General features: G+C 74.7%; 12 protein-coding genes and 2 pseudogenes. 10 read left to right on the top strand and 4 right to left on the bottom strand.

Going from position 1 to position 18,539, the window contains the following annotated elements; all coding sequences use genetic code 11:
• Positions 1 to 2 precede the first annotated feature (2 nt).
• Positions 3 to 1,076, top strand: coding sequence for a redox-regulated ATPase YchF (gene ychF, locus ACZ6NC_RS20340; protein WP_465734631.1), 1,074 nt, complete (start codon positions 3 to 5; stop codon positions 1,074 to 1,076).
• A gap of 134 nt (positions 1,077 to 1,210) precedes the next feature.
• Here ychF and ACZ6NC_RS20345 read toward each other — a convergent pair whose 3' ends face one another.
• Positions 1,211 to 1,474 carry a type II toxin-antitoxin system RelE family toxin gene (locus ACZ6NC_RS20345; protein ID WP_450167444.1) on the bottom strand — a complete coding sequence of 88 codons (264 nt, stop codon included), beginning with the start codon at positions 1,472 to 1,474 and terminating at the stop codon, positions 1,211 to 1,213.
• The gene (locus ACZ6NC_RS20350; protein ID WP_007266282.1) at positions 1,467 to 1,736 is read right to left on the bottom strand and encodes a type II toxin-antitoxin system Phd/YefM family antitoxin; all 270 of its coding nucleotides are present in this window, start codon (positions 1,734 to 1,736) and stop codon (positions 1,467 to 1,469) included. The genes ACZ6NC_RS20345 and ACZ6NC_RS20350 overlap by 8 nt, the downstream gene beginning before the upstream one ends.
• Before the next feature lie 53 nt (positions 1,737 to 1,789).
• Here ACZ6NC_RS20350 and ACZ6NC_RS20355 point away from each other — a divergent pair.
• Positions 1,790 to 1,978, top strand: a pseudogene (locus ACZ6NC_RS20355) (SCO7613 C-terminal domain-containing membrane protein); the annotation flags it as partial.
• A 262-nt stretch (positions 1,979 to 2,240) separates the two neighbouring features.
• Positions 2,241 to 3,557, top strand: a complete 1,317-nt coding sequence (locus ACZ6NC_RS20360; protein WP_465734634.1) for a M20 metallopeptidase family protein — start codon at positions 2,241 to 2,243, stop codon at positions 3,555 to 3,557.
• A gap of 43 nt (positions 3,558 to 3,600) precedes the next feature.
• On the opposite strand, the gene ACZ6NC_RS20365 is transcribed toward ACZ6NC_RS20360, so the two are convergent.
• Together ACZ6NC_RS20365 and ACZ6NC_RS20370 are read right to left on the bottom strand one after the other, a co-directional pair.
• Positions 3,601 to 4,269, bottom strand: a complete 669-nt coding sequence (locus ACZ6NC_RS20365) for an HAD-IA family hydrolase (protein WP_465734636.1) — start codon at positions 4,267 to 4,269, stop codon at positions 3,601 to 3,603.
• A 65-nt stretch (positions 4,270 to 4,334) separates the two neighbouring features.
• Positions 4,335 to 5,473: pseudogene (locus ACZ6NC_RS20370) on the bottom strand (dihydrofolate reductase family protein).
• A gap of 171 nt (positions 5,474 to 5,644) precedes the next feature.
• Here ACZ6NC_RS20370 and ACZ6NC_RS20375 point away from each other — a divergent pair.
• The 7 genes from ACZ6NC_RS20375 to ACZ6NC_RS20405 all read left to right on the top strand — a co-directional run bounded on the left by ACZ6NC_RS20375 (position 5,645) and on the right by ACZ6NC_RS20405 (position 18,414).
• Entirely contained in the window at positions 5,645 to 7,027 is a 1,383-nt protein-coding gene (locus ACZ6NC_RS20375; RefSeq protein ID WP_465734638.1) for a hypothetical protein, read from the top strand.
• 154 nt (positions 7,028 to 7,181) lie between these two features.
• Entirely contained in the window at positions 7,182 to 7,997 is an 816-nt protein-coding gene (locus ACZ6NC_RS20380) for a methyltransferase domain-containing protein (RefSeq protein ID WP_465734640.1), read from the top strand.
• Between the two features lie 156 nt (positions 7,998 to 8,153).
• The gene (locus ACZ6NC_RS20385) at positions 8,154 to 9,644 is read left to right on the top strand and encodes a DUF4190 domain-containing protein (protein WP_465734642.1); all 1,491 of its coding nucleotides are present in this window, start codon (positions 8,154 to 8,156) and stop codon (positions 9,642 to 9,644) included.
• A gap of 261 nt (positions 9,645 to 9,905) precedes the next feature.
• The gene (locus ACZ6NC_RS20390; protein WP_465734644.1) at positions 9,906 to 10,490 is read left to right on the top strand and encodes an NUDIX domain-containing protein; all 585 of its coding nucleotides are present in this window, start codon (positions 9,906 to 9,908) and stop codon (positions 10,488 to 10,490) included.
• A gap of 299 nt (positions 10,491 to 10,789) precedes the next feature.
• Entirely contained in the window at positions 10,790 to 13,537 is a 2,748-nt protein-coding gene (locus tag ACZ6NC_RS20395) for a SpoIIE family protein phosphatase (RefSeq protein ID WP_465734646.1), read from the top strand.
• A gap of 256 nt (positions 13,538 to 13,793) precedes the next feature.
• Positions 13,794 to 16,406, top strand: coding sequence for a SpoIIE family protein phosphatase (locus tag ACZ6NC_RS20400; protein WP_465734648.1), 2,613 nt, complete (start codon positions 13,794 to 13,796; stop codon positions 16,404 to 16,406).
• A 223-nt stretch (positions 16,407 to 16,629) separates the two neighbouring features.
• Entirely contained in the window at positions 16,630 to 18,414 is a 1,785-nt protein-coding gene (locus ACZ6NC_RS20405) for an ABC transporter family substrate-binding protein (protein WP_465734650.1), read from the top strand.
• Positions 18,415 to 18,539 lie beyond the last annotated feature (125 nt).

Consider the following 18,539-nt stretch of genomic DNA (forward strand, 5'->3'; position numbering starts at 1 on the left):
TCATGTCGCTCACGATCGGAATCGTCGGCCTGCCGAACGTCGGCAAGTCGACCCTGTTCAACGCCCTGACCAAGAACGACGTGCTGGCGGCCAACTACCCGTTCGCCACCATCGAGCCGAACGTCGGCGTCGTCGGCGTCCCGGACGGGCGGCTGGCCAAGCTCGCCGAGATCTTCGGCTCGCAGCGCATCCTCCCGGCCACCGTCGACTTCGTCGACATCGCGGGCATCGTGCGCGGCGCCAGCGAGGGCGAGGGCCTGGGCAACAAGTTCCTCGCCAACATCCGTGAGTCCGACGCGATCTGCCAGGTCGTCCGTGCCTTCACCGACCCGGACGTGGTGCACGTGGACGGCAAGGTGTCGCCCAAGGACGACATCGAGACCATCCACACCGAGCTGATCCTGGCCGACCTCCAGACCGTCGAGAAGGTGCTGCCCCGGCTCCAGAAGGAGGCGCGCCTGAAGAAGGACACCGCCCCCGTCCTGGCCGCCGCCGAGGCCGCGCAGGCGATCCTGGAGACCGGCAAGACCCTCTTCGAGGCCGGCTTCGACACCGCCCCGATCCGTGACCTGCACCTGCTGACCGCCAAGCCCTTCCTCTACGTCTTCAACGTGGACGAGGAGGAGCTGGCCGACGAGGACTTCAAGAACGCCCAGCGCGAGCTGGTCGCCCCGGCCGAGGCGATCTTCCTCAACGCCAAGATCGAGTCCGAGCTGATCGAGCTGGACGACGCCGAGGCCCTGGAGCTCCTCCAGTCCATGGGCCAGGACGAGCCCGGCCTCGCCACCCTCGCCCGCGTCGGCTTCGACACCCTCGGCCTGCAGACCTACCTCACCGCCGGCCCCAAGGAAACCCGCGCCTGGACCATCAAGAAGGGCGCCACCGCCCCCGAGGCCGCCGGTGTGATCCACACCGACTTCCAGAAGGGCTTCATCAAGGCCGAGGTCATCTCCTTCGCCGACCTGGTCGAGACCGGCTCCATCGCCGAGGCCCGCTCCAAGGGCAAGGCCCGCATCGAGGGCAAGGAATACCTCATGCAGGACGGCGACGTCGTGGAGTTCCGCTTCAACGTCTGAGCGGATGAGATAACACCACGTCGCTGATGTGGCAAACATGCAGGTCAGGAGGGGTCGGGCTCGGTTGAGTCCGACCCCTTTGTCGCTGCCGTGCTGGATTGGTGCTGGATTTTCTGACGTGTGGTCAGTGGCAATCAGGTCTCGTAGACAGTGGATCGGTGCCCCACGTGAACGACCCAGACCACCAACTCTCCGTTGTCGATCGTGTAGACGACGCGGTAGTCGCCGACGCGCAGGCGGCGGCGCTCGGGCTGGGACACGAGTGCAGTGGTGCTGAAACCGAGCGGGTCGGTCTCCAGCTCGGTCAGCTTGGCCAGGATGCGCAGAGCCATGTCGCGAGGGATTTTCCGAAGTTCGGCCTGCGCTTCGGGGCGGAAGACGGTTCGGTACTCACTCACTGCGCGCCAGCGTCTCCCTCATGATGTCCTCGATCGGGATGCCGGGTGCGGGGTTGGCCATGCGCTCGTCGATGATCCGATTGATCTCGCGCTCCTCCCACTCCTGGTACTTGCGCAGCACCTCGATGGAAACGACGGCGGCGACTTCCTTGCCCCGGCGCGTGATCACCGTGGGTACGTCGTCGCGGTCCGCGCGCTCCACGACCTCGGCCAGGTGGGCGCGCACGTCGCGGATGGACTCTATGGGCAGCGGCTGCGTCATGCGCCCAAGCGTACCGAGTGCCCCATGTGTACACAACGCCAGGAATCTGCGATGGTCTATCGGCGTTGTTGCTGGTCGGCGTGCACGAGCTGGCGCCGACGGTCGTCCAGGTGCTCGGCCTGCTGCCGCGCTGGGTGCCGCTGGCCGTCGTCGGACTGCTGCTGCTCGCCCTGGGGGCGACGTACGAGCAGCGGCTGCGGGATGCCCGCCGCCTGCGGGCGAGGCTCGGCCGGCTGGGCTGACGGGGTTGACGGGGCCGCTGGGGCTGACGGGGCTGCGCGCCCGCGGGGGACAGAAGCGGATCAACGTCTCTCACTTTGCCTGCATCAAGGGCGAGTTGACCATTTCATGTGATCATTTGGTGGCTGCTGATCGGCATCTCGGGGGCGGGCGTCCGGCCGTGACCGCACCGGCGTCGTCACCCCGGGCGGTTGTCGTCCGTGCCTTCACCGCCCGTCGTACCGACGCGCGGGCAGCCACTTCGCACGCTCACAGGGGGAAGTCATGACTCGTTCGAACAAGCCTGCCCTGAGCCGCCGCACGCTGCTGGGCGGCACGGCGGCCGCCGGGGTCGGCGCCGTCCTGGCGTCCGGCACCGCCGCCGCGGCGGACTCGGAACGCCGGCGCAACCCGATCGACCAGGCCGCGGTCGACGCCGTCGCCGCCCGGCTCGACGGCGACCTGATCGCGCTGCGGCGTGAGCTGCACCGGAACCCCCAGACGTCGGGGGAGGAGAAGTTCGCCGCAGGGGCGGTGGCCGACCGGCTCCGGGCCGCGGGCCTGAGCGTCGAGTCGGTGGCCGGGACCGGGGTGGTCGCGGTGCTGAAGGGCGCGCGCCCCGGGCGGACGGTGGCCTACCGGGCCGACATGGACGCGGTGCCCGGGGAGGGCATCACGCCCCCGCTCCCGGGCCGCCCGTCGGCGCACGTCTGCGGCCACGACATCCACACCACGGTGGGGGTCGGCGTCGCCCAGGCGCTGGCGCAGCTCCAGCCGAGGCTGAGCGGCAAGGTGGTCTTCCTCTTCCAGCCCGGCGAGGAGTCCCTGAAGGGCGCCCAGGCGATGATCGACGCCAAGGTGCTGGAGCGAAAGGGCGTCGAGGAGATCCATGCCCTGCACTGCGGGCCGTACCCGGTGGGGCAGTTCGCCGTGACGCCGGGCAGCGGGCTGCCGGGCCAGGACTGGGTCACGGTCACCCTGACCGGGCCGGACGCGGTCACGGCGGCGGGCCGGCTGAAGGCCGAGATCGGCGGGCTCTCCACGGTGGCCCCGCCGCCGGCACCGCCGGCTTCCTCGGACGCCTATCTGGAGCAGATGGTCGCGGACGTGCAGACGCCGGGCGGGCCGCTGGCCCGGTTCGTGGTGATCCGCGGCAGGGCGGCGGACAAGCCGGACGCCGAGGGCCGGGTCGCGGTCGACGTGACGTTCCGCTGCTGGCCCGAGGAGCGCAACGCCGAGATCCGGGAGGAGATCCGCCGGCTGGCGCAGCCGTACGGCGGGGTGGTGACCTTCCCCAAGCCGCCGTTCCCGGCCCTGGTCTGCCCCGAGGGCGACGCCAACGCGCTGGCCCGGCACCTGCGCTGCGAGCTCGGCCCCGGCTCGGTGACGGTGAACCACGCCGCGTTCCCGTTCAACGGCGAGGACTACGCGCTGTTCCTGGACCGCGTCCCGGGCACCTACACCTTCCTCGGGGTTCGCACTCCCGGCGCCGCGATCACGACCAGCTACCCGCATTACGAGACCTTCACGCCGGACGAGCGGGCCATCGGCGTCGGCGTCCGCGCGATGGCGGGCTGGCTCGCCACCCGCACCCGTCGGTGAGCGGCCGCGGCTGAGGCCTGCGGAAGGCGGCCCTCACCGTCTGTCAGCCGACGCGGACGGTCAGGGTGCCGTCGCCGGAGGCCGTGACGGTCACGTCCTCCAGGGTGGCGGCGTGCGCGGTCGGGTGGTGGGCGGCGGCGCGCGGGCCGATGCCGATCACGGGGATGCCGGCGGCCCGGGCGGCGGCGATGCCGGCCTCGGAGTCCTCGAAGGCGAGGCAGTCGGCGGGGGCGAAGCCGACCGCGGCGGCGCCCTTGAGGAAGCCCTCCGGGTCGGGCTTGCTCGCGCCGACCGACTCGGCGGTGACCAGGACGGACGGGAGCGGCAGGCCGGCGGCGGCCATCCGGACCCGGGCGAGCGGCTGGTCGGCCGAGGTGACCAGGGCGTGCGGGAGGCCGGCCAGGGCGGCGAGGAAGGCGGGCGCACCGGGGACCGGGACGACGCCCTCGGTGTCGGCCTTCTCCTCGGCGAGCATGCGCCGGTTGTCGGCGAGGTTGTCGGCGACCGGGCGCTCGGGCAGCAGGACGGCCATGGTGGCGTGGCCCTGGCGGCCGTGGGCGATGCGGAGCACCTCGTCCGGGTCGAGGCCGTGCTCCTGGGCCCAGCGGCGCCAGCAGCGTTCGACGACGGCGTCGGAGTTGACCAGGGTGCCGTCCATGTCCAGCAGGAGGGCGCGGGTGGTCAGCACGGTGGGCGTGGTGGCGTCGGGCATGGGGTGGCTCCTCGCGGGCGGGGCCCAGAGAGTGCGAGTCAATTGTTCAATCAGGATACAAAAGATCAGCCCAGCAGGTGGGCGTTGACCGCGCGGGCCTCCTCGGCCAGCTCCGGCAGCTCCACCACCTCGACCCCGGCCGCCTCCAGCAGCGCCGTCCCCTGGGTCTCGGCGACGAAGGTGTCCGGCTCGCTCCAGGCGACCACCACCCGCGGGACGCCCGCCGCGAGCAGCAGCCGGGCGCAGGGGTGCGGCCGGGAGGCGCGCTGCCCGCAGGGCTCCAGCGAGCTGTAGACGGTCGCGCCGCGCAGCCGCGGGTCGCCGGCCGGGAGCTTGGCCAGGGCCGCCTCCTCGGCGTGGTCGTGCGGGTCGGACTCCCGGCTCCAGCCCTCGGCGAGCACCTCGCCGTCCGCGCCGACGATCACCGCGCCGACCGAGAACGCGGTCTCGGAGGGCGGGCAGCGGCGGGAGAGCTCGACGGCCCGCCGCAGGAACCGGAGGTCGGTCGGGTCGGTGGTCACGGGGCGGGCTCCTTCGGGGCGTACCTGAGCAGGACGACGTCGCCCACCGTACGTGCCTCCAGCAGTCGCATCCGGCGGGCCGGGCCGCCGGGGAAGGCGGCCGGGTGGACGAAGCGGGGCGCGTCCGCCTGCCCGACCAGCAGCGGGGCGACGGCCAGCTGGAGCTCGTCGGCCAGGCCCTGGGCCAGGAACTGGGTGTGCACGCTGCCGCCGCCCTCGACCATCAGCCGGTGCACCCCGCGGGCGCCGAGGTCGTCCAGCACCGCGCCCAGCCCGACCGCGCCGCCCAGCGCCACCACCTCGGCCAGCCCGTCCAGCGCCGGGCGCAGCACGGCGGCGCCCGCGTCCGTGGTGTAGGCGAGCCGGTCGCCGCCGGTGTGCCAGAAGCGCAGCGAGCGGTCGAGCGCGCCGCTCGCGCTGAGGGTGACCTTCAGCGGGTGCTCGGGCCGGCCGGCGGCGAGCCGGGCGGCCCGTCGGGCGGGGTCGTTGACCAGCAGCCGGGGGTTGTCCGCGCGCAGCGTGTTGCCGCCCACCAGGATCGCGTCACTGGCGGCGCGCTCCTCGTCCACCCGGTCGAAGTCGGCCGGATTGGAGAGCAGCAGCCGCTCGGGGGAGGCGTCGTCGAGATGCCCGTCGAGCGACATCGCGGCGCTCAGCAGGACGAAGGGGCGGCGGCCGGGCATGGTGGAGACCGTTCTCTCGGGGGCCCGTCCACCGTACGGGCCGGGCGCGGCCGGTGGTTCGCCGAGGGCTGCTGTTCGTCCGGCGGCCCGCTGCCGGAGGGGCGGCGTTCGTCGGGGGGCTCCACCCTGGTCCGGACCTCGCACCGCCCCCCACGTCGAAGGGCTGTCCCCGTGTCCCGTCTCTCCCGCGGCCTGCTGCCGCTGGCCGTCGCCGTCGCCGCGCTGCCGGTGCTCGCGCTGCCCGCCGGTTCCGCCGCCGCCGTGACGTACGGAACCCCCACGATCTCCCTCTCGGCCGGCTACCTCTCCGGCGCGGTCGGCGCCACCGGCGACCCGACGGTCACCGTCACCGTCGCGCAGAGCGGCGCCTCCGCCTCCGCGCTGACGGTGGCCGCCTCGGCGACCACCCGCAGCTCGGTCGCCCGGACCGGCGACGTCACCGTCACGGGCACCACCGGCACCCGCACGCTCGCGGTCGCCGCGCCGGGCGTCGGCTACACCGACCTGACCGTCAAGGTCACCGGCCTCGGCGGCAAGACCGCGACGAAGACGCTGCACTACGCGGCCTCGCCCGCGGTCGGGTTCTCGGCCGCGAGCCGCTACCTGACCGGCTCCAGCGACGCCTCGGCGGCGGTGGACGCGGGCGGCGGCTACCTCGTGGTGGCCGACGACGAGTCCAACGTGCTGCGGCTGTACGACCGCAACGCCTCGGGCGCGCCCGTCCGCACCTGGGACTTCAGTTCGGCGCTCGGCGTCTCCAAGGAGATCGACATCGAGGGCGCCACGCGGGTCGGCAACACCATCTACTGGACCGGCTCGCTGGGCAACAACAAGGACGGCGAGATCAAGGTCGACCGGCGCACCGTCTTCGCCACCACCGTCACCGGCTCGGGCGCGGGGACGCAGCTCAGCCTGGCGGGCAAGTACACCGGCCTGCGCGACGACCTGATCGCCTGGGATCGCGCCAACGGCAACCGCTACGGCTTCGCGGCGGGCGCGGCGGCCGGCCAGGTACCCAAGCAGATCGACGGATTCAACGTCGAGGGCCTGGAGTTCGCGCCGGGCAGCTCCACCACCGCGTACGTGGGCTTCCGCGCGCCGCTCGCCCCGGCGGTCACCGGGGGCCGGGCGCTGATCGTGCCGGTCACCAACTTCTCGTCGCTGCCGGGCGGTTCGGCGCACGCGACGTTCGGTGCCCCGATCGAGCTGGACCTCGGCGGGCTCTCCGTCCGCGATCTGCGGCGCAACGCGCTCGGCCAGTACCTGATCGTGGCGGGCTCCTGGGCGGCGGACGACAACTCCGACCCGTACGCGCTCTACCGCTGGGACGGGCAGCCCGGTTCACAGCCGGTCAAGGTGCTGGACCTGCCGACCGGCGACGCGGGCGGCTGGGAGGCCGTGCCGGACGTCCCGGACCTCACCGCCCCCGGCGCCCAGGTGCAGCTGATCACCGACGACGGCTCCGCCGACCTGTACGGCGACGGCATCGAGGCCAAGGACCTCACCCACCCGGAGTGGAAGAAGTCCCGTACCACCTGGTTCACCGTCAACTAGGCGTACCGACAAGGCGAGAGCCCCCGGCCGCAGGATGGTCGGGGGCTCTCGTGCGCTCTGGTTCGACCGCAGTGTGAGACGAATCTTCTCGCGATGCGGGACAAGTAGTAGCGTCGGAGGTGTCGGAGAACCGAGACCTTCTCAGGGGGACGTCATGACCGGACCGCAGCCCGCCGCCTACACGCACGGCCACCAGGAGTCCGTGCTGCGCTCGCACCGCTCCCGCACCGCCGCCGACTCGGCCGCCTACCTGGTGCCCCACCTGCGGCCCGGGCAGGCCGTGCTGGACGTCGGCTGCGGCCCCGGCACGATCACCGCCGACCTGGCCGAACTGGTCGGCCCCACCGGGCGGGTGGTGGCCGTGGACACCTCGGCCGAGGTGCTGGACGCGGCGGCCCGGCACGTCGCCGGGCGGGGTCTGTCCAACGTGGTCTTCGAGGTTTCGGACGTGCACGGACTGCCCTACGCGGACGGGGAGTTCGACGTGGTCCACGCCCACCAGGTCCTGCAGCACGTGGCCGACCCGGTGGGCGCGCTGCGGGAGATGCGCCGGGTGACGGCGGAGGGCGGCCTGGTCGCGGCCCGCGACGTCGACTACGCGACCATGACCTGGTACCCGGAGGTGCCCGAACTGGACCGCTGGCTGGAGCTGTACCGGCGGATCGCCCGGACCAACGGCGGCGAGCCGGACGCCGGGCGGCGGCTGCTGTCCTGGGCCCGGGCGGCGGGCTTCGCCGAGGTCACCGCCTCGTCCAGCAGCTGGACCTTCGCGACCCCGGAGCGGCGGGAGTGGTGGGGCGGCATGTGGGCCGACCGGACGGTGGCCTCCAGCACGGCCGGGACGGCGGTGGCCCACGGGTACGCGGACCGGGCGGAGCTGGAGCGGATCGCGGCCGGCTGGCGGGGGTGGGTGACGGCCGAGGACGGCTGGTTCGCGATGCTGCACGGGGAGGTGCTGGCGCGTGGGTAGCCGGGCCCGGCGGCAGGGGAAAAAGGACCGGAAGGCATTCGGCAAGATCGGGTAAAGTCGCGCGTCCGTTCCCATCGCAGGGGTGTGCTCCGCCGGCGGAACGTTCGAGTCGAACTGCCGAGCTGATGCCCGTGACCGCCGGGCGGGGGAGTCCACGTGTCCAAGCCCGATCCCGACGCGCCCGTTCCCGCGCCGGACGTCCCGGCGCCGCCTGTCCCCGCGCCGGACGTTCCCGCGGCCGAAGGCCCGGTGACGGACGCTGCGACGGCGGACGTTCCTGCCGAGGACGCTCCGGCGGCGGCCGACCGCGTGGAGCTGACCAAGCCGGCCACGGTGGACACGGAACCCCCGGCCCCGGACGCACCCGCAGCGCACACCGAGTCCCCCGCCCCTACCGCCCCCACCGCGCCTGCCGAGCCCGTGGACCCCTGGGCCGCCCCCGACCCCAACGCGGCAGGCACCCCCGCCGGCGCCCCGGCACCACCCCCGCCGTTCCCCGGCCCGCCGCCGGCCGCCTCCGGCTGGGCCGCCGTCCCGCCCGGCTCGATGTCCGGCTTCCAGCCCGGCTACGCCTACCCGCAGGCCCCCGAGGTCACCAACGGCTTCGCCGTCGCCGCGCTGGTCACCGGCCTGCTCTGCATGTGGCCGATCGCGCTCGCCCTCGGCATCGTGGCGCTGGCCCAGATCCCCAAGCGCAACGAGCGCGGCCGCGGCATGGCCGTGGCCGGCGTGATCTTCGGCGTCCTCGGGGTGCTGGTCACCCTGCTGGCCTTCGTCGGACTGCTGGCCGCCGGCGTCGACGCCTCCGACCGTGCCGACCGCCCGGCCCGCGCCCCGAAGGCCCCGCCGGGGTCCGTGCTCTGGTCCTCACTCAAGGCCGGCGACTGTTACAACCAGCCGGGGACGTCCGCCGGCTCCGACCCCGAGGACGGGGACCAGACCGTCTTCTGGGTGCTGAAGGTGCCGTGTGCGGTCCCGCACCACGGCGAGGTGGCCGGTACCGCCCGGATCCCGGACAGCCTCGGCACGGCCTACCCGGGCGAGACCCGCGTCCGCGACCTCGCCGCCACGCTCTGCGGCCCGGTGCTCGACGAGTACGCCCTCGACTACTGGGCCGTGCCGGACGGCATGGAAGAGGTCTACCTCTACCCCAGCCGCGGCAACTGGAAGTCCGGCGAGCACGACGCCACCTGCACCTACGAGGACCGTCACGCCCAGCACCGCGGCAGCGTCCGGACGGACCGCGCGGGCCTGAGCCAGGCCCAGCTCGCCTACCTGGAGGCCGCCCGGGCGTTCAACACCGCGTACTGGAGCGAGCCGGGGGCCGAGATCGCCGAGTCGCACTCCGAGTACCGGGCGTGGGCCCGGCAGATGGCGGACGCCTCCCGCAAGGAGGCCGAGGACCTCTCCAAGCGTTCGACGGCCTGGCCGGAGGGCGCCAAGGCGAAGGTGGCCGAGCTGGCGGCCGCCCAGCGGGAGGCCGCCACCGCCTGGGACACCGCGGCCAAGACGGTCGACGGCACCGCGTTCGAACGCGAGGTGCGGCGGGCGAAGTCGCTGGTGACCAAGTCGGCCAAGCTGACCGTGGAGATCCGCCGCGAGCTGGGCCTCTCGACGGGCGAGCAGGTCGGCGAGATCCAGACCTGACCCGCGCCGGCCGCGCTCTGCACCACCGGCCGTCCCTGCCTTGCCGGCCGTCCCGCAGGGGGTGCTGCCTTGTCCCGTGCTGCCTTACCCGCCGTTAACAGGGACCGTACCTGCCGGTAGCGAGCCGGGCGTAGCGTCCGGTGGACGCGGCTCCCGGCCCGACCCCCACGCGGGCCTGGGGCCGCACCCGCGACCGCTCCCGCAACCGCGTCCGCTCCCGCGCCCGCGTCGCCCGAGGGGGTACCCCCTACGCTCACCGGCATGGACACCTTTCGGGTGATGCGGCAGGACGACAACGGCAACCGCTTCCTGGTCGCCACGGGCCTGGACCGGGCCGCGGCCGAGCGGCTGGCGGCCGAGTTCGAGGCGCGCGGCCACAAGCAGCTGTACTGGGTGGAGAGCGCGGGCCCCGCGAGCGCAGGTCCTAAGGTCGGGGCCATGGAGAACCGGATCGTCGTCGGCGGCGCGCTCATCCACCGCGGCCGGGTGCTGGCCGCCCGTCGCAGCGCACCGGCCGAGGTGGCCGGGCGCTGGGAGTTCCCGGGCGGCAAGGCCGAGCCCGGCGAGACCGAGGTGCAGGCGCTGGAGCGGGAGCTGCTGGAGGAGCTGGGCGTCCGGGCGAGGGCCGTGGAGCGGCTGCCCGGCGCGTGGCTGGTCCGGCCGGGCCTGGAGCTGCACCTCTGGGTGGCCGAGCTGCTGGCCGGCGACCCGCAGGCGCTGGAGGACCACGACGAGCTGCGCTGGCTCGGCCCGGAGCAGTTGGACGGCGTCGACTGGCTGGACCACGACCGCGCCGTCCTCCCGGACATCGCCCGGCTGCTCGACGCGGCGCACACGGCTCCCTGACCGGACACGGGCTCCCCTGTCCGCACGCGGCTCCCTGACGGGACACGGCCCCCGACCGTACGCGCGCGAAAGCGCCCGCCCGCCGCCCGCCGCCCGCCCGCGCGAACGCCTGAACGGGAGCCCGAGCAGCCGGCGCCGCGACGCGCAATACGCCACGTAGGTCAATCGGAAAAGCCGACCCGGAAGCCGGGATAGCCTGGGTTCTGCTGGGTATGTCACTTTTCGGCACTATTCGTCACCATCGGTGAGCCGCCCCCAGCCGGCGCCGCCGATCCCGACCAGAGCCGGAGGCCCCGTCGGTGTCGAATACCGGTAACGGCGGCGGGGGAGCGCGGCGCACGGGCACCGGGGGGAGCGCAGCCGCGCGCGCCCGGCTGCGCCGTGGCGCGCGCCCGGCGCAGCCGCAGCCACCGGCCGGCCGCCGCCGCGGCGGGGAGAACCCCGCCCCCGACGCCCCGCCGCCGGACCAGCCCGCGCCGTCCCTGGTGGCCGCCGACGCGGCCCCGCCGGCGGGCATCCGCAGCCGCCCCGGCCGGCCCTTCCCCGGCGGCCCCGGCGCCGACCCGGGCGGTCCCGGCGACCGCGCCGAGGGCAATCTGCTCGACGTGGTCAAGGTCGCCATCGCGATCCTCGACACGGCCGGCCGGGTGGTCCTCTGGAGCCCGGCCGCCGAGGAGCTGCTCGGCTGGCCGAACGAGCTGCTGGTGGGGCGCCGGATCGACGATCTGATCCCGGACGAGGACCAGGTCGCCCGGATCCGCGCGGCGATCCAGGACACCTTGCGGCACGGCCGCTGGGCCGGCCCCGCCGAGCTGCGCGACCGCGACGGCGCCCCCGTCGCCCTGGATGTCCGGATCTCCCTGCTGGTGGACGGCGACGGCACCCCGTTCCTCCAGGTCAACCTGGCCGAGGCGGCCGCCGTCCGGGCCGTCGAGCGTGACCTCGCCGTCCGCGACGCGCTCTTCGAGCAGTCCCCGCTGGGCATCGCCATCCTCGACACCGAGCTGCGCTACACCGCCGTGAACCAGACCCTGGCCGCGATGAACGGCATGGCCACCGAGGACCACGTCGGCCGCACCACCGGCGAGACCCTGCCGGAGCGGGCCGCCGACGAGATCACCGCGATCCAGCGGCAGGTGCTGGCCACCGGCGAGCCGGTCATCGACGTCACCCTCGCCTCGCCGGTCACCGCCCGCTCGGGCTACCGCTCGATCTCCTACAGCCGGATGACCGACCGGGCCGGCCGGGTGCTCGGCATCTCCGGCACCGTGATGGACGTGACGGAGCGGTACCGGGCGGTGGCCAAGGTCGAGCACGCCCGGCGCCGGCTCTCGCTGCTCAACGAGTTCGGCTCCCGGGTCGGCGACCTGCTGGACGCCTCCCGGATCGCCCAGGAGCTGGCCGGCGCCGTCGTCCCCAGGCTCACCGACCATTCCGCGGTCATCCTGCTCCAGGCCGTCGCCCACGGCGACGACCTGCCCCGGCACGGCCACGACCGCCGCACCTCGCTGCTGCAGCTGGGCACCGCCTCCGTCCAGGACGGCCCCGAGGTGGAGGTGATGCTGCGCCGCGGCGCCCGGATCACCTTCGCCGAGGACTCCGCCTGCGGCCGGGTGCTGCGCACCGGCGTCCCGGAGCTGCTCTCCGGCGCCGACCAGCTGGACGACGTCACCTACCCCGGCGACCCGAAGATGCAGGCCGCCCACGACCTGGGCGTGCACTCGATGCTGGTGGTGCCGCTGCGCGCCCGCGGCATCGTGATCGGCCTGCTGCAGGTCAGTCGGGCCGGCTACCGCGAGGGCTTCGACCGCGACGACCTCGCCTTCACCGTCGAGCTGGCCGACCGGGCCGGCAGCTCGCTCGACAACGCCCGGCTCTACGCCCGCGAGCGCACCGCCGCGCTGACCCTGCAGCGCACCCTGCTGCCGCAGCAGGTCCCGCAGCCCACCGGCGTCGAGGTCGCCTACCGGTACGTGCCCGGCAGCAGCGGCACCGAGGTCGGCGGCGACTGGTTCGACGTCATCCCGCTGCCCGGCGACCGCACCGCGCTGGTGGTCGGCGACGTGATGGGCCACGGCCTGCGGGCCGCCGCCACGATGGGCCGGCTGCGGACCGCCGTCCGTGTCCTGGCCGCCCTCGACCTGCCGCCGGACGTGCTGCTGCGGCACGTCCACGAGCTGGCCGACGACCTCGCCCAGGGGCCGGACGAGGCGCTGCTGGCGACCTGCATCTACGCGGTGTTCGACCCGGCCACCGCCCGGCTGACGGTCGCCAAGGCCGGCCACATCCCGCCGGTGCTGATCGTCCCGGGGGAGGAGGCCGAGGAGCCGACCCGGACGGGCGGCCCGCTGCCCGGTGGCGCCGGCCGGATCCTCGACCTGCCCTCGGGCGCCCCGCTCGGCGTCGGCGGCGTCCCGTTCGAGTCGGTCGAACTGAAGATCCCCGAGGGCAGCCTGCTCGCCCTCTGCACCGACGGCCTGGTGGAGTCCCGGGACAAGGACCTCGATGTCGGCCTCGGCCGGCTGATCACCGTCCTCCAGCAGCCCCACGCCTCGATCCAGGCGGCCTGCGAGGCGGTGCTGGACACCATGGAGCAGGGCCGCGAGCCCGACGACGTGGCGCTGCTGCTGGCCCGGCTCGGCCACGGCCAGGCCGGCACCCCGACGGCCGGCTGGACGCTGCCCGCCGAGCCGACCGCCGTCTCCCGGGCCCGCCGGCTGGTCCGCGCGACGCTCGCCGAGTGGGGCGTCGAGGCGCTGACCGACACCGCGGAGCTGCTGGTCAGCGAGCTGGTCACCAACTCGGTCCGCTATGCGAGCGCACCCATCGGCGTACGGTTGACGCTGGGCGAGACGCTGCTGGTCGAGATCTCCGACCCGCTGCCCGATCCGCCCCGCGAGCGCCACGCGGCCGAGGCCGACGAGGGCGGCCGGGGCCTGGAGCTCGTCCGCCGGCTCGCGCTCCGCTGGGGCGCCCGGGCGGAGGGCATGGGCAAGGTCGTCTGGTTCGAGCAGCCGCTGCCGGGTAATGAGCCCGACGAGCTGTGAGCGAGCGCAGCGAGGCGGGAGCATGGGTCGAGTAGGACGCGAGTAGAACGGGGCTGCATATGCCAGCGGGAGGCCGGGGGGAGCGCGCACTCCGGCAGGGGGCGCGAGCGTGGCATTGTGGTTGCGCGGGCGGTAGGACAAAAACCTTCGCCCGATCTGATGTTGTGATGTTGAGGGCGTGTGAACGTACCCCTCGATGATGAATACTCGGTCTTCTCGGCATCCGGACGGTCGCGGGTTTGGAGGGGTCGGTCCGTTGAACAGCACCCCGGCGCGTAACGCGCCGAGCAGCAGCGGTCATGCCGCTGTGCCCGGGCAGGCCGGTTCCCCACACCTGCCCGTCCCCGCGGCCCCACAGGCCGCACCCCCCGGGCACGGCCGTGCCGCCCGCCCCGGGGTCGGCGCCGACCAGTGGGGCGCCGGGGACCCAGGCTCGATCTACGACTACATCCGGGTCGCCACCTTCGCGATCGGCCCCGACGGCCGGATCAGCCAGTGGAGCGACCGGGCCGCCGAGTTCTTCGGCCTGCCCGCCGCCGAGGCGGTCGGCTCGGACCCGATCACCACCTTCGTGCCACGCGAGCTCTGGCAGCGCGGCCGCGCCCGCCTGGAGCGCACCCTGGCCGGCGAGGAGTGGGTCGGCACCGCGCCCTACCGCGACGCCACCGGCGGCGAGGGGCTCGCCGAGCTCTACCTGATGCCCGACAGTGCGCTGCCCGCCGCCGGCGCCACCTGCCTCGCCGTCGACCTCGGCCGGCTGCGCCGGATCGAGACCGACCTCGCCGCCTCCGAGGCCGTCTTCGGCCAGACCCCCACCGGCTTCATCCTCTTCGACGACCGGCTCCGGCTCCAGCGCGTCAACGACGCCTTCGCCTCCGGGATGGGCCTCGCCCCCACCGACCTCGAAGGCCTCACCGCGCACGACCTCTTCCCGCAGTCCGAGGCCGACCGGCTCACCGCCGCGCTGCGCAAGGTCATCGCCACCGGCCAGCCCGTCTTCGACCTGCGCTTCCACTCGGCCGTCCCCACCCGCGAGGGCAACCGGCTCTGGGCCGTCTCGCTGTACCGGCTGAACGGCTCGGCCGGCCAGCCGATGGGCGTCGCCGGCCAGGTCTCCGACGTCACCAGCCGGCACGTCGCCGAGCGCGAGGCCGACGGCGTCCGCCGCAACCTCGCCCTGCTCAACGAGGCCAGCGCCCACATCGGCTCCACGCTCGACCTGGAGACCACCGCCAAGGAGCTGCTGGACGTCGTCGTCCCGCCGTTCTGCGACCTCGCCACCGTCGACCTCTACACCGCGCTGCTCTCCGGCGAGACCGTCCCCAGCGCCGGCCGGTACGGCGACGGCGTGCTCACCGACGGCAGCGGCGAACTGCGCCGGGTCGCCGTCTCCAGCGTGGTCGGCGGCGCCTCCTCGGTGCTCGGCTCGGTCACCGGCCTGCCCATCGCCGAGGCCGGCGGCACCCTCTGCTACCCGCGCCGCTCCCCGCACGCCCGGGCGCTGCGCACCGGCCGCAGCGTCGTCCCCGAGCCCGGGCCCGACCCGCTGCTGCGCTCCACCCTGATCGTCCCGCTGGTCGCCCGCGACCAGGTGCTCGGCCTGGTCCAGCTCTCCCGGGCGATCGGCAGTGAGCCCTTCGACGCCCGCGACGTCGCCATCGCCGAGGAGCTGGTCGCCCGGGCCGCCGTCTGTATCGACAACGCCCGGCTCTACCGCCGCGAGCACGAGCGCGCCCTGATCCTCCAGCGCAGCCTGCTGCCCCCGGGCAACCCGGCCGCCAGCGGCCTGGAGATCGCCTGCCGTTACCTGCCCAGCAACAACAACACCGAGGTCGGCGGCGACTGGTTCGACGTCATCCAGCTGCCCGGCAACCGCACCGCCCTCGTCATCGGCGACGTGATGGGCCGCGGCCTGCGCGCCGCCGTCGCGATGGGCCAGCTGCGCACCGCCGTCCGCACCCTGGCCATGCTCGACCTCGACCCCGCCGAGGTGCTCACCGCCCTCGACGAGATCGCCCGCGGCCTCGGCGACGACTCCGCGCCCGCGAGCTCGCCCACCCCGTACGGGCGGCTCACCTCGACCGCCGACGAGGAGGCCCGCGAGGTCTACCTCGCGACCTGCGTCTACGCGGTCTACGACGCCGTCACCCGCCGCTGCGTCTTCGCCAACGCCGGCCACCTGCCGCCCGTCCTGCTCAGCCCCGGCGAACCCGCCCGGATGCTCGACGTGCCACCCGGCCTGCCGCTCGGCGTCGGCGGCGAGCCGTTCGAGGAGGTCGAGCTGACCCTGCCGGACGGCGCCGTGCTCGGCCTCTACACCGACGGTCTGGTGGAGAGCCGCAAGCACCAGCTGGACGAGGGCCTGCGCGCCTTCCGCATCGCGCTGTCCGCCGAGGGCAAGGGCCTGGAGGACCTCTGCGACCACGTCCTCGGCGAGCTCAACCCGCACCACGGCGAGGACGACATCGCCCTGCTGATGGCCAAGGTGCACGCCTTCCCCGACGACGCCGTCGGCAACTGGTTCCTGCCGCCCGAGCCCACCTCGGTGGCCAAGGCCCGCGAGCTGGCCTGCAGCTGGCTGCTGGCGCGCGGCCTGGACGAGCTGGTGGACACCACCGAGCTGCTGGTCAGCGAGCTGGTCACCAACGCGCTCCGGCACGGCCGCGGCGAGATCCGGCTCCGGCTGCTGCGCGACCGCTCCATGGTCTGCGAGGTCTGGGACGACGGCTACGCCCAGCCGCGGCAGCGGCGCGCCCAGGAGACCGACGAGGGCGGGCGCGGACTCCAGCTGGTCAGCCTGCTGGCCGAGCGCTGGGGCAGCCGGCGCACGCCCAAGGGCAAGATCGTCTGGTTCGAGCTGGCCTTGTAGGCGCCGCCCGACGCCCCGGGCCGCCGGGGCGCGCCGGCGCCGAAGGGGAGAAGGGCCAAGCCGCCGACGAAGGAGTGGCGCGGTGCCCGCCGACGGTCGGCACCAGGTCGGAGCGGCCCGGAGGCGAGCGGGCGCGTCACAGTTCGGCTGTCCGGGTGCAGTCGCCCGGAGGCCCGCCGTGTCGGCGGGCCGGGCCACGCCCCGGCGGCGTTCCATGGCCGCCATGCGCGTCCGCCAGCTCACCGCCCCAGCCGCCGTCGCCGCGCTGCTGCTCGCCGCAGGCTCCCTGGCCGGCTGCTCCGGTTCCCCGGCCCCGGCCCGCATCCCGGAGCCCGTCCCGGCGTCCGCCGCCCCCACGGCCGTCACCGGCGACGTCCGCCCGCCCGACCGCAGCGCCGTCGGGGACGGTGGCACGCTGCGCTGGGCGCTGGACACCGTCCCCGCCACGCTGAACCTCTACCAGCCCGCGGCGACCGCCGACTCGGCGCTGCTCGCGCACGCCCTCTACCCCGCGCTGTTCCGGCCGGACGAGCACGGCCGGCCCGTCCCCGACCCGGACTACCTGGCCGCCGCCGAGTCCACCCCGCCCGGGCAGCTGCCGCAGGTGGTCACCTACCGGCTGAACCCGCACGCCGTCTGGAGCGACGGCACCCCGCTCTCGGCCGCCGACTTCACCGCCCAGCGGGCCGCCCTCTCCGGCCTCGACCCCGCCTACACCGGCACCCGCCCGGCCGGGTACGACGCGGTCGACTCGATCACCCCGGGCGCGGACCCCTCCGAGGTCAGGATCACCTTCCGGCGGCCCTACGCCGAGTGGCGGTCGCTCTTCGGCCCGCTCTACCCCGCCGCCGTGACCTCCTCCCCGGCCGCCTTCAACCGGCCGCTGGCGGGCGGCCCGCACGTGACGGCGGGGCCCTTCGTGCTCTCCGGGCCGGACGGGTACGACGCGGCGGGCGGACGGGTCACCCTGGTGCGCAACCCGCTCTGGTGGGGCGACCAGCCGAAGGCCGACCGGATCGACTTCCTCGCCACCCCGGCCGAACGGCGGCTCGACGCGCTCGACCAGGACCGGCTCGACATCGCCCCGCTCACGGCGGCGGTCGACCGGGCCCCGACGACGCCCGGCACCTCGGCCGACCGCGCCGAGGCCGCCGGCCAGGCGCTGCGCCGGGCCGAGGCACTGCCTGGGATCACCGTGCACCGGGCCGCCGCCGCCTCGCTCACCCAGCTCACCCTCAACGCCACCCGGGCGCCGCTCACCGACCCGGCCGTCCGGCAGGCCCTCGCCCGGGCCGTCGACCGCCGGCGGGCCGCCGACGCCGCGCTCACCCCGCTCGGGCTCGCCGCCGCGCCGCTCGGCAGCCACCTGCTCGCCGGCGACCAGGACGGCTACCGGGACAACAGCACCGCCCTCGGTACCGCGGACCCCGGCCGGCTGCTCGACGCGGCCGGCTGGAAGCGCCCGAAGGGCGGCGGCACCCGGGCCCGGAACGGGCACGAGCTCTCGCTCACCCTGCTGATCCCCGCCGACTCCGCCACCGCCCGGCGCACCGCCGACGCACTGGCCGCCAACCTCGCCGAGACCGGCGTCGCCGTCCACCCGGTGGCGCTGCCCGCCGAGGCCTTCGTCCGCACCGGCCTGGCCGCCGGCGACTACGACCTCGCCCTCTTCTCCTGGCCGGCCGGCCCCAGCCCGGCGGTCGACCAGCGCCCCGTCTACGCCAAGCCCCGGCCCGGCGAGGACGGCGCCCTGGAGACCGGCACCAACTACGGCCGCACCGGGACGGAGGAGATCGACCGCCTCTTCGACCGCGCCGCCGCCGAACTCGACCCCGCCGCCCACCTCGCCCTGCTCCAGGAGGCCGACACCCGGATCTGGCAGCTGGGCCACTCGGTGCCGTTGTTCCAGCGCCCGGAGCTGGTGGCCGTCCGGGAGGGCGTGGCGGGCGCCGGGGTCTGGGGTTTCGGCTGGCCCCGCTTCCAGGACGTGGGCCTCCTCACCGGCTGACCGGGGCGGCCGATTCGGGCTCGCGTACGGCCTCCGCCGGGCGGGGAGGGTGTGATCCACCTGTGATCTTGATCCCGCCCGACCTGCTCGTTTCGGCCCACCTGGGCGGTTCCCCGTACGATAGG

This window comes from Kitasatospora sp. NPDC041988 (assembly GCF_055588525.1).